The sequence below is a fragment of the Amycolatopsis sp. NPDC051371 genome (assembly GCF_040682155.1).
Classification (GTDB): Bacteria; Actinomycetota; Actinomycetes; order Mycobacteriales; family Pseudonocardiaceae; genus Amycolatopsis.
In genome coordinates this window covers 172,675-187,495 of sequence record NZ_JBFBAG010000017.1, presented here as the reverse complement: position 1 = coordinate 187,495, position 14,821 = coordinate 172,675, and the positions used below count along the sequence as shown (strand labels likewise).

Genomic DNA, 14,821 nt, shown 5'->3' with positions numbered 1-14,821 from the left:
ATGCTGCTGGGCTCGGTCGAGATGCTGCGCCACGGCGTCACGACCAGCGCCGAGATGTACTTCGAAGGCGAGCAGCTGGTCGACGCGGTCCTCACTACGGGCGGGCGCGTGCTGGTCGCGCCGCCGGTGATGGAACTGCCGGGTCTCGACTGGCGCGCACAGCTGGCCGCGATCGAGCGCTGGATCGACACCGACGGCCTCCGCTTCGGCCCGGGTGAGCGCATCGAGCTGGGTTACGGCCCGCACTCGGCGTACATGCTCTCCGAAGAGGGTCTGCGCGCGACGGCCGAGTCCGCTGCTTCGCGCGGTGCGCTGGTGCAGATCCACGTCGCCGAGGCGGCTGCCGAGGATCTTGCGGTCCGTGAGGTGCACGGCTCGGTGCCCGCTTTGCTGCAGAAGCTGGGCATGCTCGACGGCCGGGTGCTCGCGGCGCACGCGATCCACCTGTCGGACGCGGACATCGCGTTGTTCGCGGCGCACGGCGTCGGGATGGCGCACTGCCCGGGCTCGAACGCGAAGCTCGCTTCGGGCATCGCGCGTGTTGCGGACTTGCGTGCGGCCGGCGTGGCGGTCGGCCTCGGGACCGACGGCCCGGCGTCCAACGACGACATCGACCTGTGGGAAGAGCTGCAGCTTTCGGCGATGTTCGCCCGGCTGGCCACGGGCGACTCGACGATCCTGACCGCGGCGGACGTGTTCCTGCTGGCCACCCTCGGCGGCGCTTCGGCTCTGGGCCGCGACGACATCGGCGCGCTGGAGCCGGGCCGGTGGGCCGACCTGGTGCACATCGACCTGGACGACCCGGCGTTCGCGTGCGGCGTGGACGTGCCGGACGTGCAACTGCTGTCGAACCTCGTCTGGGCGGCCGGGTCGCGGCGGGTCCGGGACGTGTGGGTCGCGGGCGAACAGGTCGTCGCCGACGGCGAGTCGCTTCGCGTCGATCGGGCGAAGGTCCAGGCTGGGGTGGCCGAGACCGCCGCCCGGCTGCGGGCTTGATCCACAGGCTCGTGCGGATGTGGACAACTCCGGGCCGCAAGCCTCGGCGAGCCGGTTCTGTCCGCCACCGCCGGTAAACTGGGCATGGGCACGCCCCCCAGGGAAGGGCGGGGGCCGGCCTGGTCAGCGTGGGCGGAGGATGACCTCCGTCTGGTGGGCGTCCGGGGTGGCCGAGACCGCCGTCACCACCGCGGTCGCCACCGAGTCCGCCTTCAGCAGGTGTGACGTGTCGTAGTCGCGGCCTTCGCCCTTGAAGATCTCCTGCTGCATCTCCGTGTCCGTGCGGCCGGGGTAGACCGACGTCACGCGGATCTCGGGCTCCTCCTCGCGCAGGGCGTCGGCGAACGCGCGGACGGCGAACTTGCTGGCGGCGTAAGGCGACCAGCCAGGGCGGGCGTTCAACCCGGCGCCCGAGTTGATCACGACCACGTGCCCGCGGGCCGCGCGCAACGCGGGCAGCAGCAGGCGGGTCAGCTCGACCACGGCCAGCGTGTTGACCTCGAAGTTGTCACGCCAGGCGGCGGCATCCGCATCCTCGATGCGGCCGAGTTTCGCGACGCCGGCCGAGTGGACCAGGACGTCCAGCGAGCCGATCCCCGCGACAGCGCGTTCGAGCGAAGCCGGGTCGGTCAGCTCGACCGGCCATGCCTTCGCGCCCGGAAGCTCCTTCGCCAGCGCGTCGAGCGCGGCCGCGTCCCGGCCGCCGAGGAGGAGGCGGTGGGTCGGGGCCAGCTGGTGGGCGACCGCCGCGCCGATCCCGCGCGAGGCACCGGTGACGAGGGCGAGGGGAAGATCCGTCATGCCCCCACCGTAGTGGCGAACCCGGCGTCCACCGTCTGGTCGTCGCGCTTGTCCTTGCCCAGCGAACGCGGTTCCGCGCACCCCGTCGCCGGGTCCGCGTCCGAGTCCTTCGCGTCGTCGCCCGCGTCCTTCGGCGTCAGGTGCTTGCCCTCGGCCGTGAAGCACACCTGGTAGCTACCGTCTTCGAGACCGGTGAAGGCGTAAGCACCATCAGGGCCGGTGACGACGCTCGTGCCGTTGTTCAGCGTCACCTTCACCCCGGCCAACCCCGGCTCGCCGGCGTCCTGCAGGCCGTTGCCGTCGGTGTCCACCCAGGCGAAGTCGCCGATCCGGTTCGTCGGCGGGGCCAGCCCCAGGTCCACGGTGAAGTCCTCGCGCTCCGAGCCGCCGAGGGTGCGCGGTGCCGTGCAGCCGTCCGGGCCGGCGTCGGAGTCGCGGTCGTCGGCCGCCGCGTCTTCGCGGGTCACCGTGAACTCCGCAGGAACGGCGAAGCACACCTGGTAGGTGCCGTCCTTCAGCTTCTCGAAGCCGTACTTGCCCTTGTCGTCGGTGGTCGCGGTGCCGACCGTGCCGCCGGCGCCGTCCTTCAGCGTCACCTTGACGCCCGCGACGCCCGGCTCGTCCGGGTCCTGGATTCCGTCGCGGTTGCGGTCGTTCCAGACGAAGTCGCCGATCTTCGCGATCGCGGGCGGCGGCTGGACGGTGATCGTCGCCGACGCCGTCTTGTCACCCAGCGTGCCGCCCTCGTACTTCACACCCGTCGCCTTGGCCGTGTTGACGTGCCCGGTGTCGGCGACCGTCAGGTTCGGGTGGTCGCAGGTCAGCTGCTTGGTCGCGCCCCCGGCCAGCGCGAACGGCTCGAACGTCCCGCTGCACCACGGGTCCTGGACGGTGACGCCGGTGAGGTCCTGCGTGCCTTCGTTCGTCACCGTGACGCGGTAGTGCGCGGTCTCGCCCGCGGTGACCGTCGCGAACGGGCCCCACGCGCCGGTCGCCGGGTTCTGCACTTCCTTCTTCACCGAGTACGCCGCGAGCTGCAGGTCGACGCAGTCCCAGCGCAGCCGTTCGGCGCTCGTCGTGGCGAAGAACTTCACCGCCGCCGCCTTCGCCGGGGCGGTCGCCGCGGGAAAGTCCTGCTTCGCGAGGCGGCCGTCGCCGGCGTCGTGGCCGGCGACCAGCTTGGTCTCCTGCACCTGGGCGCCGTTCACGTCGAAGAAGCGCAGGCCCGTCGCCGGCCCCGCGCCCGGCACGTACGAGCCGGTCGACACGCTGAGCGTGTACACGCCGCCGGGGACGAACTTCTCGGTCGAATAGGCGGTGCTGGCCCTGCCGTCCGGCGTCTGGATCACCGCCGAGCGCTGCCCGTCGACGGCGAAGGCCTGCTCGGTGAGCAACCTCGGCGCCTTCGCTGCCGGGGTGCCGGGCGGGACCGGCGCGGCCGGGGTGAAGACGTAGCTGTCCGGAGCGCCGTTGCGCGCCGTCTCCTCGACGCTCGGGTTCGCCGCGATCCCGCCGCACGCGGGCGCGGGGTCCGCGGTCGCCGAGGGCACCACCACCGCGGACAGCGCCACCACCGTCACTGCCACCACGCGCGCCGAACGGACCATGCTTCGACTATGGCGCGGTGCCCGGGCCCGCACCGGTCGAGAACCATCCACTTAAGAGTGAACCTCGGCCGGTGCGGGCCTGGTGCGTCAGCGTTCGCCGATGCGGCCGGGCAGCCCGAAGCGGCCCTTCTTCCACACCGAAACAAGTGACGGCCGCGGCTGCGCGGTGCCGCCGTCGGGCCAGTGCGACGTCGGGTTCGCCGAGCTCGCGGCGTTCTCGCCGGGGTGCTGGACCGCGACGAGCACCAGGTGGTCGGTGACGACCGGCCCGCACGTCTCGGCGCCGACCGGCACCGAGAGGAACTGCTTGACGTGCCCGCGTTCCGGCCCGGTCACCGGCACCGAGAACAGGCCGTCGTTCGAGCCGAGCGCGTTGCCGTCGGTGGAGATCCACAGGTTGCCGTGGCGGTCGAAGGTGACGTTGTCCGGGCAGGAGATCGGGCTGACCTTGCTCTTGTCGAAGCCGCCGTAGTAGGTGTCGGCCGCCGCTGGGTCACCGCAGACGAGCAGCAGCCGCCAGGAGAACTTCGTCGACGCCGCGTCGCCGCGGGCCTCCTCCCACTCCAGGATCTGCCCGTTCTTGTTGGCCACGCGCGGGTTGACCTCGTCGACGCCGGCTTTGCCCGCCGCGCTGCGGTCGGAGTTGTTGGTCAGCGCCGCGTAGATCCGGCCGTTGACCGGGTTCGGCTCGATGTCCTCGGGCCGGTCCATCTTCGTGGCGGCGACCTTGTCGGCGGCCTGCCGCGTGAAGACGTAGACCTCTTCCGCGGTGAAGCCGTCCACAAAGGACTTGGTGCCGCTCGCCAGCGGGATCCACTCGCCGGCGCCGTCGAACTCGCCGTCGGCCGGGAGCTTGCCGGTGCCGTCGATCTCGCCCGGGCTGTCGCCGGTGAAGCGGGCGACGTACAGCGTGCCGTCGTCGAGCAGCGCCGAATTGTGCCGGCGCGCGTGGGCGCTCTTGCCCGGCTTGTACTTGCCCTTGGAGACGAACTTGTAGATGTACTCGAACCGCTCGTCGTCCCCGGTGTAGGCGGCGACGCGGCCGTCCGCGGTGATCTTGATGTTCGAGCCCTCGTGCTTGAGACGGCCGAGCGCGGTGTGCTTGATCGGCGTCGACGTCGGGTCGTTCGGGTCGATCTCGACGACCCAGCCGAACCGGTTCGGCTCGTTCGGCTCCCGCGCGACGTCCCAGCGCTTGTCGAACCGCTCCCACTTGCGGGTGCTGGCGCCGGTGCCGATGGCGTACCGCTTCAGCCGCGCGGCCTCGACCGGATCGGTGATCTTCTCGGAGTTGGCGAAGTACTGGTGGATGTTCTCCTCGCCGGAAAGCACCGTGCCCCACGGCGTCACGCCACCGGAGCAGTTGTTCTGCGTGCCGCGGACCTTGCGCCCGCTCGGGTCGGCCGACGTCTTCAGGTACTTCGAACCGGCGGCCGGGCCGCGGACCTCGAAGACCGTGTCGAGCGTGATGCGGCGGCCGTACCGGCTGGGCACGACCTCGAGGCCGCCGTGGACGGGGTCACGGCGGGTCAGCAGCACGGACAGCCCGTGCGCCGCCCAGGCGATCTTCACCTGCTCCTCGGTGGGGTTCGCCGGGTCGTACTGGTCGGCCGGGAACAGGTGCACCTCGGCGGTGTACTCGTGGTTCACGACGAGCAGGTTGGTCAGGCCCAGCGGGTCCTGCGGGATCAGGCCGACGAAGTCGTTGTTGTAGCCGAACTGCTTCGCCTGCGCAGCCGCCGTTTGCTTGGTGTAGTCGAACTTCGGCGCGCCCGGCAGCACGGGATCGCCCCAGCGGATGACCAGGCGCTGCGCGTAGCCGTCGGGGACGGTGACCGCGTCGAGCTTGTTCGGCGGGACCGGGTCGAAGTCGGTGCCGGGCACCGGACGCGGGCCCGGCTTCTGCGCGGGCGAAGCGGCGGCGGTCCCCGAGAGCGCCGCGAACCCGCCCGCGGCGGCGGCCATCACGGCGCCGGCCTTGAAGGCCCCGCGGCGGGAGATGTCCTTCACGACGTCGCCGAAGTACTCGTTCCCGGACTCGTTCGGCTCGGGGTGGGCACAGGCGTTGCCGCAGCGGTATTCGCAGGTGATCGGGGAGCGGCCGCCGGGGTGGGCGGGGAACAGCGGGAGCAGACGGTCGGGCACGAGGCCTCCATGGTGGGAGTTCGGGAACGAACCGACCGTAAGCCTCCCAAACCAGCCATTCCCGACATACAGGTGAACGGCGGGTGTACTGCTACTCCGAACGGCCTCGTCAGAACTCTTCGCCGACGAGCGCCGCTTCCTTCGGCACCGTGTGCGGGTCGGTCTTGCGCTCCCGCAGCGAGAGCAGACCGCCCGCGATCACGCACAGCACGGCCGAAGCGACGAACGGCGCCTGCGGCGAGCCGAACCACTCGGCGACGTGCCCGACGAGCGTCGCGGCGACGGCGCCACCCAGCCAGCGGCAGAAGTTGTAACCCGCGCTGGCGACCGGGCGCGGCGCGTCGCTGATCGACATCGCGGTGCCGGTGAACAGCGTGTTCAGCAGTCCGGACACCAGCCCGGAGACGATGATGCCGACGACCAGTACCGGCTTGCTCGGCACGGCCAGGACCAGCATCAGCACGGCGTAGCCGAAGACGGCGGCCGCGGCGGCGTGCCGCTCACCGAGCTTGGCGGCCAGCCGCGGCGCGAGGGCGACCCCGGCGACGGCGACGCACAGGCCCCAGCCGCAGAAGATCAGTCCGACGGCGATGGCGCTCCAGCCGAGGACGAACGGCGACCAGGCCAGCACCGCGAAGAACGCGGCGGTGTACAGCGCCGACGCGACGGAAGTGCGCAGCAGACCGGTGTGCTTCAGCGCGCGGATCGGGTCGAGCAGCTTGATCGGATCGCGCTTCTCGTGCTTGTCGCTCTTGAGGAACACCGCGCACAGCACGAGCGCGCCCGCCATCAGGACCGCGGTGCCGAGGAACGGGCCGCGCCACGAGATGCTGCCGAGCAGCGCGCCCAGCAGCGGGCCCACCGAAAGGCCGACGCCGAGAGCGGCTTCGTAGAGCAGGATCGCGCCGGACTGGCCGCCGGTCGCCGCGCCGACGATCACCGAAAGCGCCGTCGCGATGAAGAACGCGTTGCCGAGGCCCCACACCGCGCGCAGCCCGACGAGCTGTTCGATCGAGCCGGCGGCCGAACACAGGGCGGTGGCGGCGACGATCAGCGTCAGCCCGACGAGGACGGTGCGCTTGGGGCCGAACTTGGCGCTCGCCGCGCCGGTGACCAGCATCGCGATGACCTGGACGCCGAGGTACGACGAGAAGAGCAGCGTGACCTGCGACGGCGTCGCGTCCAGGCCCTTGGCGATGGAGAGCAGGATCGGGTCGACCAGCCCGATCCCCATGAAGGCGATGACCGCGGCGAACGCGGTGATCCACACCTGCTTGGGCTGGCCCTTGACGGCGTCCAGCAGGCTCGAGTGGTGTTCAGCGCTCATCGCTGATCAGTTCCTCCTTCTTGGTGTCAACGAGCAACTTGGCGAGGGCCGGGAGGGCGGCCTCGATCGCAGCGCGGTCGGCGTCGTCCATCGCGATCAGTCGCTCGCGAAGGAACTCTTCGCGGGCTGCGACCATCTCGGCGTAGAAGCGACGACCCTCGTCGGTGACGTCCACGAGCACCGCCCGCCGGTCGGCGGGGTCCGGCGTGCGGGTGGCCAGGCCGAGGCGTTCGAGGCGGCTGACGACGTCGGTCATCGACGGCAGCTTGACCCGCTCGAACTCGGCCAGCGCACTCATCCGCCGCGGCCCGCCGTTGACGAGCTCGCTCAGCACCGAACCCTGCGTGAGGGTCAGCGTCAGCTGCGGGGTCTGGCGGCGCACCTGGTGGTAGAGCCGGAAGACCAGCGGCCGGAGCCGGTGGGCGAGATCGGCGATCGCGGAAGTCACTTAGCTATGCTAACAAAAATTAGTAAGGGTAGCTAAGTAACTCGGCTCACAGGCTAGGCTCGGGGGATGGACGCGGTGATCTTCGACCTCGACGGCGTACTGGTGGACTCGGAGCGGATCTGGGACGAGGTGCGCCGCGCGGTGGTCGCCGAGCACGGCGGCACGTGGCGCGACGAGGCGACCCGCGCCCAGCAGGGGATGAGCACACCGGAGTGGGCTCGTTACCTGGTCGAGGAGCTGGGGGCGCGGCTTTCGCCGCCGGAGATCGCGACTTTGGTGGTCAAGCGGATGGCCGCGCGGTATGCGAAGGAACCGCCGTTGATCCCTGGCGCGGTCGAGGTCGTGCGGCAGGTGTCGGCGCGGTGGCCGGTGGCGATCGCCAGCTCGTCCCCGGTGATCCTGATCAAGGGATTTCTCGACGTGACGGGGTTGCCGGTGGGGGCGGCGGTGTCGTCGGAGCAGGTCGGAGCGGGGAAGCCGGCGCCGGATGTGTACCTGCGGGCGGCCGAGTTGCTGGGAGTGGCGCCCGAGCTGTGTGCGGCCGTGGAGGACACGACCAACGGGCTTCGGTCGGCTTTGGCGGCGGGGATGGCGGTTTACGCGGTGCCGAACCCGCACTTCCCGCCGGACCCGGAGGTGCTGAAGCAGGCCGCGGCGGTGGTGGAGAAGATCACCGACTTGCCGGGGGCGCTCGGGCTCAGCTGACTTCGGCGCGCACGGGCGGCGAGCCGGGAACGACATCGGCCAGGAACACCTGGTACGAAGAAGCCACCCGGTCGACGAGCGTGCCTTGACTCAGGTCACCCCGCGCGTTGTAAAGCCGCAGATGCTCCATCGTCGATGAGAGCAGGTAGACCGCCTTGCCGGGGGGTAACGGCCCACCGGTCTCGCCGACGTATCCGGCCAGGACGGTTTTGCCGCCATCCGGGAGGAGCGCCATGCACTGCGGGGACATCGTCCCGTACTGCGGAGCGGTCGAGGTGAGGTCCTCGCCCACGGGGATCGCCGCGACACAGAACAACTCCCGGTCGGGACCATTCGGCGCCTTGCCGGTGTAGGCCCACGCCTGCCATCTGTCGGTCTGGCCGGCGAACTCCGTGAGTAGCGCCTTGTCACCTCGGGTGAGCATGTGGTCGAACGGCTGGTACGCCGGCTTGGCGAGCACCAGGTCTTGCCCCGGCTTCGCGGGCGCGACCGGGGCGGGCGCCGTGCTCACCCGGGTGGCCAGCAGCACACTCGTCAGCACCACCAGCACCGCGGCCAGCGGGGCGACCACTACGGTCAGGCGCCGCCGCCGGGGCCGGCGCTGCCGGCGCTGTTGCTCCACCCAAGCCGCGTCGAGGTTGGGCGTGACCTTGCCCGCCTGCTCACGCAGCGTCTCGGCCAGCTTGCGTTCGAGGTCGGTCATCGCTCACCTCCCGGTTCGTCCCCCAGGTGCTTGCGCAGATTCTCCATCGCGTGGTGCGTGGTCGCCTTGACCGTGCCCGGTGAGATCCCCAACGTCTCCGCGATGCCCGCAGTGCTCAAGTCCAGCCAATAGCGAAGCACCAGCACCTCGCGTTGCCGGCGGGACAGCTTCCCCAGCACCCCGCGCAGCTGTTCGTGCTCCCAGTTGGCCACCGCCCTGACCTCGGCCGACAGCTCGTCCGGCGGTCGGTCCTGCGGCGTGCGCCGGACGACCCGCAGGTGCCGCGTGCGCGACCGGGACATGTTCACCACGGTCGTGCGGAGGTAGCCCGCGACGCGCGTGTGGTCGGACAGGGAGTCCCAGCGCTGGTGGACCTTGACGAAGGCCTCCTGCGCGACGTTCTCCGCGTCGTCCGCGCCGAGCAGGTGGGCCAGCCGGGTCATCTGGGCGAAGTACTCCCGGAACAGGTCGTGGAACGTCGGCGCGCCCAGATCCCCCGGCGCGCTCTCGCCCACGCTCGCACTCACACCCCGCCAACGCCCACCCCGCCCCACCGGTTTAGCCATCCGGCCAAAAGTAGGCCGCCCCCTGCGCAACACGTAACCCTCACTCCGAAGCCAATCGGCCGTGACTGTGGTCGGATGGGTAAAGATCGGCACAGTGTGCACCACGCGAAGAAGGCCGCCACCAGCGGTGACGGCCTTCGACAGGGGACTGCTTTACCGCTCGAGCTCGCCGCGGATGAACTTCTCGACGGCGTCGCGGGCGGTCGCGTCGTCGTACTGCTCCGGCGGCGACTTCATGAAGTAGGACGACGCCGACAGGATCGGGCCGCCGATGCCGCGGTCGAGCGCGATCTTCGCCGCACGCACCGCGTCGATGATGATGCCCGCCGAGTTCGGCGAGTCCCACACCTCGAGCTTGTACTCCAGGTTCAGCGGCACGTCGCCGAACGCGCGGCCCTCGAGCCGGACGTAGGCCCACTTGCGGTCGTCGAGCCACTGCACGTAGTCCGACGGTCCGATGTGGATGTTGGCCTTGCCCAGGTCGCGGTCGATCTGGGAGGTGACGGACTGGGTCTTCGAGATCTTTTTCGACTCGAGGCGCTCCAGCTCCTTCATGTTCAGGAAGTCCATGTTCCCGCCCACGTTGAGCTGCATCGTCCGGTCGAGCTGGACGCCGCGGTCCTCGAACAGCTTCGCCAGCACGCGGTGCGTGATGGTGGCGCCGACCTGCGACTTGATGTCGTCGCCGACGATCGGGATACCCGCGTCCGTGAACTTCTGCGCCCACTCGGGGTCGGAGGCGATGAACACCGGCAGCGCGTTGACGAACGCCACGCCGGCGTCGATCGCGGCCTGGGCGTAGAACTTGTCCGCCACCTCGGAGCCCACGGGGAGGTAGGAGACCAGCACGTCGGCTTCGACCTCGCGCAGCGCGGCGACGATGTCGACCGGGGTCTCGTCGGACTCCTCGATCGTCTCGCGGTAGAAGCGGCCGAGGCCGTCGTGGGTGTGACCGCGCTGGACGGTGACGCCGAGCGGCGGCACGTCGGCGATCTTGATCGTGTTGTTCTCGGACGCGAAGATCGCCTCCGAGAGGTCGCGGCTGACCTTCTTGGCGTCCACGTCGAACGCGGCGACGAACTCGATGTCGCGGACGTGGTAGCCGCCGAAGTCGACGTGCATCAGACCCGGGACCCGCGTGGCGGGGTCCGCGTCGCGGTAGTACTGGACACCCTGGACCAGCGACGCCGCGCAGTTGCCGACGCCCACGATGGCCACCCGAACGCGGCGGTTCTCGCCCATGGGGGTTTCTCCTTCAATCCGTGTCTGTTCAGTAGGTCTGGTGCCGCGACGCTGCGGCCCGGCCGTCCGGCTCAGGTCTCCGGACCCTGCCGTTCGGCTTGTTCGTGCGCGATCAGCTCGTTGAGCCAGCGCACCTCCCGCTCGCTGGTCTCCAGCCCCAGCCGGTGCAGCTCGCGGGTGTAGCGATCGATCTTCTCCTCGGCCCTGGCCAGTGCCGCCCGCATGCCCTCACGGCGTTCTTCGACGCGGCGGCGGCGGCCCTCGAGGATCCGCATCCGCACGTCGGCCGGGGTTCGCGAGAAGAAGGCCAGGTGGACGCCGAATCCTTCGTCGTCCCAGGTCTGCGGCCCGGCGTCGCCGAGCAGCTCACCGAAGCGCTCCTTGCCCTCCGCGGTGAGCTTGTAGACCCGCCGCCCGCGCCGCGACCACGCCCGGTCGTCGGCCTCGTCCAGCTCTTCGACCAGGTATCCGGCCCGCAGCAGCTTCCGCAGGGTCGGGTACAGCGAGCCGTACGAGAACGTCCGGAGCGTGCCGAGCGTCTCGTGCAGCCGCTTGCGCAGCACGTACCCGTGCATGGGCGCTTCGTGCAGAAGACCGAGGATCGCGAACTCCAGCACACCGCCCCCCTTCCGGGAACAAACCGAGCCGACCGACGTTGCTCCGAATGATCGCCTCGATCCAACCTACCCAGCCACTATATCGCGGCGATACATCGAAGTGGCGAAGCCAACAGGCCTGCTCACTCTGGAGTGGGCGAAATTCACCGGAGAGTTATCGAACGTCCGGCGTGTCCCCGCCGGGCCGGCCACCGGCCGCGCTAGGGGGCGTGGACGACACAGGAACAGCCCGTACTCTGTCCTGGTGATTAACCAGCGGCAGGTCGTGGACTACGCGTTGCAGCGCCGTGCGCTGCTCGCCGAAGTCCGCTCCGGGCGCGTCGGCGGCTATGAAGCCTGCGACGCGAGCCCGTACCTGCTGCGGGCGGCGAAGTTCCACGGCCGGGCCGGTGACCAGCCCTGCCCGATCTGCCGCCAGGAACCGCTGACCCTGGTGTCCTGGGTCTACGGTGACGAACTCAAGCACGTCGCGGGCTCGGCGAGGACTCCCGAAGAGCTGGCCAGGATGGCCGGCTCGTTCGCCGAGTTCACCGTCTACGACGTCGAAGTGTGCCGGGCGTGCCACTGGAACCACCTGGTCCGGTCCTACGTCCTCGGCACGGGGGAACCGGCCGACGGTCCGCGAAAGACCGCAGGCCGGTGAGCTGTATCACAACCGCTGAAGAGCGCAGAACGGCGCGACACCGAGCGCCGGTCTGGGAGGCCCATTCGTGAACGACGACCGCAACCGCTCCTGGCCCGGCCAGGAGCCAGATGCACCTCGCCGTGCCCAGTCAGGCCCGTGGCCGGGGGAAGACCCCGGTCCGGCGTGGCCCGGCGAAGAAGCCCCCCGCCGCCCACGCGGTGATTCGGCGCAGCGCGGCACGCCACCGCGGGGGAACCCGCGCGGCGGCGGGTCGCCCGAATGGCCGTCCGGCGACGAAGGCGGCCCCCAGTGGCCCGGCGAAGAGCCGGCGCGACGGCCGCAGCGCCCGCGTCAGCAAGGTCAGCAGGGCATGCCGCCCCGCCGGGCCGTCCCGCCGCCCGGCCAGCGCGCCCAGCAGGGCCCGCCGGGGTCGCCGCCGCAGGGCTTCCGCCAGCCCGCCGGCAACCGGCCGGTGCCGGCGCCCGGGCGTGAGCCGGACCTGATCACGCACCACGCGCACAACGGCACCGACGACATCGGCCGCGACCCGTACGACGACGGCTACGACGATCACGACGCTGCCGCCTTCAACGAGTTCGCCGACGACGTCGAGCCCCAGGCCGAGCTCGACGAAAAGGGCAAGAAGGTCCTCACGCCGGCGCAGCGCAAGAAGCGCCGGTGGAAGATCATCCGGCGGGTGGCGTACGCCTGCGTCGGGCTGTTCTTCGTGGTCCCCGCGATCGCGTTCGTCATCACCTACTTCCTGGTCGACGTGCCGACGCCGGAGAGCATCAAGTCGCTCCAGAACCAGCCGATCACCTACTACGACGCCAGCAACCAGGTGATGGGCCGGGAGCTGCCGCCGGGCGGTGACCGCCAGCTGCTCAAGCCGGGTGAGGTGCCCGACGTCGTCAAGCACGCGGTGTACTCGGCGGAAGACGCGACGTTCGAGACCAACTCCGGCTTCGACGTCACCGGCATCCTGCGCGCGGTCTGGAACCAGGTCTCCGGTGGCCAGGGCGGTGGTTCGACCATCTCCCAGCAGTACATCAAGCAGGCGACGCAGAACGACGCCCCGACGCTGACCCGCAAGTGGACCGAGCTGGCCAAGTCGTTCAAGATGAACAACCAGCAGTCCAAGGAAGAGATCATCACTTCCTACCTGAACATCGTCTACTTCGGACGCGGGGCGAACGGCATCCAGGCGGCCGCCAAGGCCTACTTCAACAAGGACGCCAAGGACCTCAACGCGTCGGAGGCCTCCCTGCTGGCCGGCCTGATCCAGGGCCCGGGCCGCTCGGAGAACCAGGCGTACGCCCAGAAGCGCTGGGCGTACGTGATGGACCAGATGGTCGCCAACAAGTGGCTCCGCGCCGACGAGCGCGCCACCTTCCAGTACCCGACGCCGATCCCGAAGAACGCCAACAAGGAGCAGAACTCGGGAAAGATGACCTACCAGCTCCAGCAGCGGATCAAGGATGAGCTGGCGGCGAAGGGCTACGACGAGAACAAGCTGTTCTCCAGCGGCGCCAAGATCTACACCACGATCGACCCGGCGGCCCAGGAGGCCGCGGAGAAGGCCGCCGCCGACGGCATGAAGGGCCAGACCGACGAGAACCTGCTGAACGCGCTGGTGGCGGTCAACCCGAAAACCGGCGGCGTCATCGCCTACTACGGCGGGCCGGAGCTGGTGAAGGACGCCGACGGCAAGGACCAGATCGGCCAGGACCGCGCCAACCAGGCGAGAAACCCGGGCTCGTCGGTGAAGGCGTTCGACCTCACGGCGTTCCTGAAGATGGGCAAGGGCCTCGGCGAGACGTTCGACGGCTCGAACAACCGGGTGCTCGGCGGCCGCACGGTCCGGAACGCGGGTGACAGCGCCAGCTGCGGCAAGGACTGCACCGTCGCGAAGGCGATGGAGATCTCGGCGAACACTGTGTTCTACGACATGGTCCTGAACGTGACGAAGCCGTCGCGGGTCGCGGAAGCGGCGAAGGAAGCCGGGGTCAAGGTCTCGCCGGAAGGCAAGAGCGTCCTCTACACCGACGACAACAACATCTCGCTCGGTGGTGGTGGCACGGCTGTGACGCCGGAGGACATGGCGGCCGCGTACGCGTCGTTCGCCAGCGGCGGCACGTACCACGAGCAGCACTTCGTCTCGAAGCTGACGAACAACCAGGACGAGGTGGAGTTCGACGAGAACAACATCAAGACCAACCCGGCGTTCGCCGACGACGCGTCGAAGAGCCAGCAGATCGCGGGCAACGTCACCGAAGCGCTGGTCCCGGTCATCGACCACTCGAAGCTGAAGTGCCCGAGCGGCCACGAGTGCGCGGGCAAGACCGGTACGCAGCAGTACACGGCGAAGGCCGACGACCCGAAGGCGTACGCCGACCGCAACGCGCAGACGTGGATGGTGGGTTACACGCCGTCGGTGTCGGCGGCGGTCTGGGTCGGCGGCGACGGCAACAAGCCGCTGCACGACCCGAAGAACAGGCCGATCTTCGGTGCGACCATCGCCGGCCCGACGTGGCAGAACTTCATGAACCTCTACCTCAAGGGCAAACCGGCGGAGAAGTTCGACAAGGTGCAGGCGATCGGCAAGGACGTCAACGACGTGACGACCACGCCGTCGAAGCCGTCGGACACCCCGAGCGTCACCACGACACCGACCACCCCGGAGTCGTCCGAGAGCACCGAGCCGTCGGAAACCGACTCGGAGACGACCCGGACCGGCCGGCCCACGCGGCCCGGACCGGGCGAGACCCCGACGTTCCCGCTCGGCAACCCCTCGGGTGGTGGTGGCGGGGTCGCCCAGCCACCGGGCGCCGGGCCCGGCTAGAAACGTCCTCCTTCAGGGCCCTTCGCGAACACGCGGAGGGCCCTGAAGCGTTTCAGGAAGATCGTTTCGGCAACCCCCGCGTTTCTCGCGCGTCCCTTCCAAGAGGGGGTGGCGACTGTCGCCGCCCACGATTGCTGGAGGACTGCCCCGTGCCCGACGATCGATCCCGCTCCTGGCCGCCGGGCCAGGGTCCCGAT

General features: G+C 70.0%; 13 protein-coding genes. 4 read left to right on the top strand and 9 right to left on the bottom strand.

The window, feature by feature from the left end; genetic code table 11:
* Positions 1 to 996, top strand: a 996-nt coding sequence (locus AB0M59_RS22310) for an amidohydrolase family protein (RefSeq protein WP_364617786.1), incomplete at its 5' end; no start/stop codon positions are given.
* Positions 997 to 1,119: 123 nt separating this feature from the next.
* Here the strand turns inward: AB0M59_RS22310 and AB0M59_RS22305 are convergent.
* From AB0M59_RS22305 to AB0M59_RS22285, 5 genes are all read right to left on the bottom strand, one after another.
* Positions 1,120 to 1,797, bottom strand: coding sequence for an SDR family oxidoreductase (locus AB0M59_RS22305; RefSeq protein ID WP_364617784.1), 678 nt, complete (start codon positions 1,795 to 1,797; stop codon positions 1,120 to 1,122).
* Positions 1,794 to 3,404 (bottom strand): SdrD B-like domain-containing protein, encoded by a 1,611-nt coding sequence (locus AB0M59_RS22300; RefSeq protein ID WP_364617782.1) that lies wholly within the window; start codon positions 3,402 to 3,404, stop codon positions 1,794 to 1,796. The genes AB0M59_RS22305 and AB0M59_RS22300 overlap by 4 nt, the downstream gene beginning before the upstream one ends.
* Before the next feature lie 87 nt (positions 3,405 to 3,491).
* Positions 3,492 to 5,549, bottom strand: a complete 2,058-nt coding sequence (locus AB0M59_RS22295) for a PhoX family phosphatase (protein ID WP_364617780.1) — start codon at positions 5,547 to 5,549, stop codon at positions 3,492 to 3,494.
* Between the two features lie 109 nt (positions 5,550 to 5,658).
* A complete protein-coding gene (locus AB0M59_RS22290; protein ID WP_364617778.1) occupies positions 5,659 to 6,876 on the bottom strand; it encodes an MFS transporter in 1,218 nt (405 codons plus the stop codon).
* Positions 6,866 to 7,324: a MarR family transcriptional regulator gene (locus AB0M59_RS22285; RefSeq protein ID WP_360665334.1), complete on the bottom strand. Its 459-nt coding sequence runs from the start codon at positions 7,322 to 7,324 to the stop codon at positions 6,866 to 6,868. The genes AB0M59_RS22290 and AB0M59_RS22285 overlap by 11 nt, the downstream gene beginning before the upstream one ends.
* A 66-nt stretch (positions 7,325 to 7,390) precedes the next feature.
* On the opposite strand from AB0M59_RS22285, the gene AB0M59_RS22280 reads away from it, so the two are divergent.
* Entirely contained in the window at positions 7,391 to 8,029 is a 639-nt protein-coding gene (locus AB0M59_RS22280; RefSeq protein ID WP_364617776.1) for an HAD family phosphatase, read from the top strand.
* Here the strand turns inward: AB0M59_RS22280 and AB0M59_RS22275 are convergent.
* The 4 genes from AB0M59_RS22275 to AB0M59_RS22260 form a co-directional block, all read right to left on the bottom strand.
* Positions 8,022 to 8,732, bottom strand: a complete 711-nt coding sequence (locus AB0M59_RS22275) for a hypothetical protein (RefSeq protein ID WP_364617774.1) — start codon at positions 8,730 to 8,732, stop codon at positions 8,022 to 8,024. The genes AB0M59_RS22280 and AB0M59_RS22275 overlap by 8 nt on opposite strands.
* Positions 8,729 to 9,247, bottom strand: coding sequence for a SigE family RNA polymerase sigma factor (locus tag AB0M59_RS22270; protein ID WP_364617772.1), 519 nt, complete (start codon positions 9,245 to 9,247; stop codon positions 8,729 to 8,731). The genes AB0M59_RS22275 and AB0M59_RS22270 overlap by 4 nt, the downstream gene beginning before the upstream one ends.
* Before the next feature lie 204 nt (positions 9,248 to 9,451).
* On the bottom strand, positions 9,452 to 10,540 hold the full coding sequence (locus AB0M59_RS22265; protein WP_364617770.1) for an inositol-3-phosphate synthase: 1,089 nt from the start codon (positions 10,538 to 10,540) through the stop codon (positions 9,452 to 9,454).
* Positions 10,541 to 10,611: 71 nt separating this feature from the next.
* The gene (locus AB0M59_RS22260; RefSeq protein ID WP_103353893.1) at positions 10,612 to 11,157 is read right to left on the bottom strand and encodes a PadR family transcriptional regulator; all 546 of its coding nucleotides are present in this window, start codon (positions 11,155 to 11,157) and stop codon (positions 10,612 to 10,614) included.
* Between the two features lie 244 nt (positions 11,158 to 11,401).
* Between AB0M59_RS22260 and AB0M59_RS22255 the strand changes: the two genes are divergently transcribed.
* Positions 11,402 to 11,800 carry a DUF5318 domain-containing protein gene (locus tag AB0M59_RS22255; protein WP_364617768.1) on the top strand — a complete coding sequence of 133 codons (399 nt, stop codon included), beginning with the start codon at positions 11,402 to 11,404 and terminating at the stop codon, positions 11,798 to 11,800.
* Between the two features lie 67 nt (positions 11,801 to 11,867).
* Positions 11,868 to 14,624, top strand: coding sequence for a transglycosylase domain-containing protein (locus AB0M59_RS22250; protein ID WP_364617767.1), 2,757 nt, complete (start codon positions 11,868 to 11,870; stop codon positions 14,622 to 14,624).
* Positions 14,625 to 14,821 lie beyond the last annotated feature (197 nt).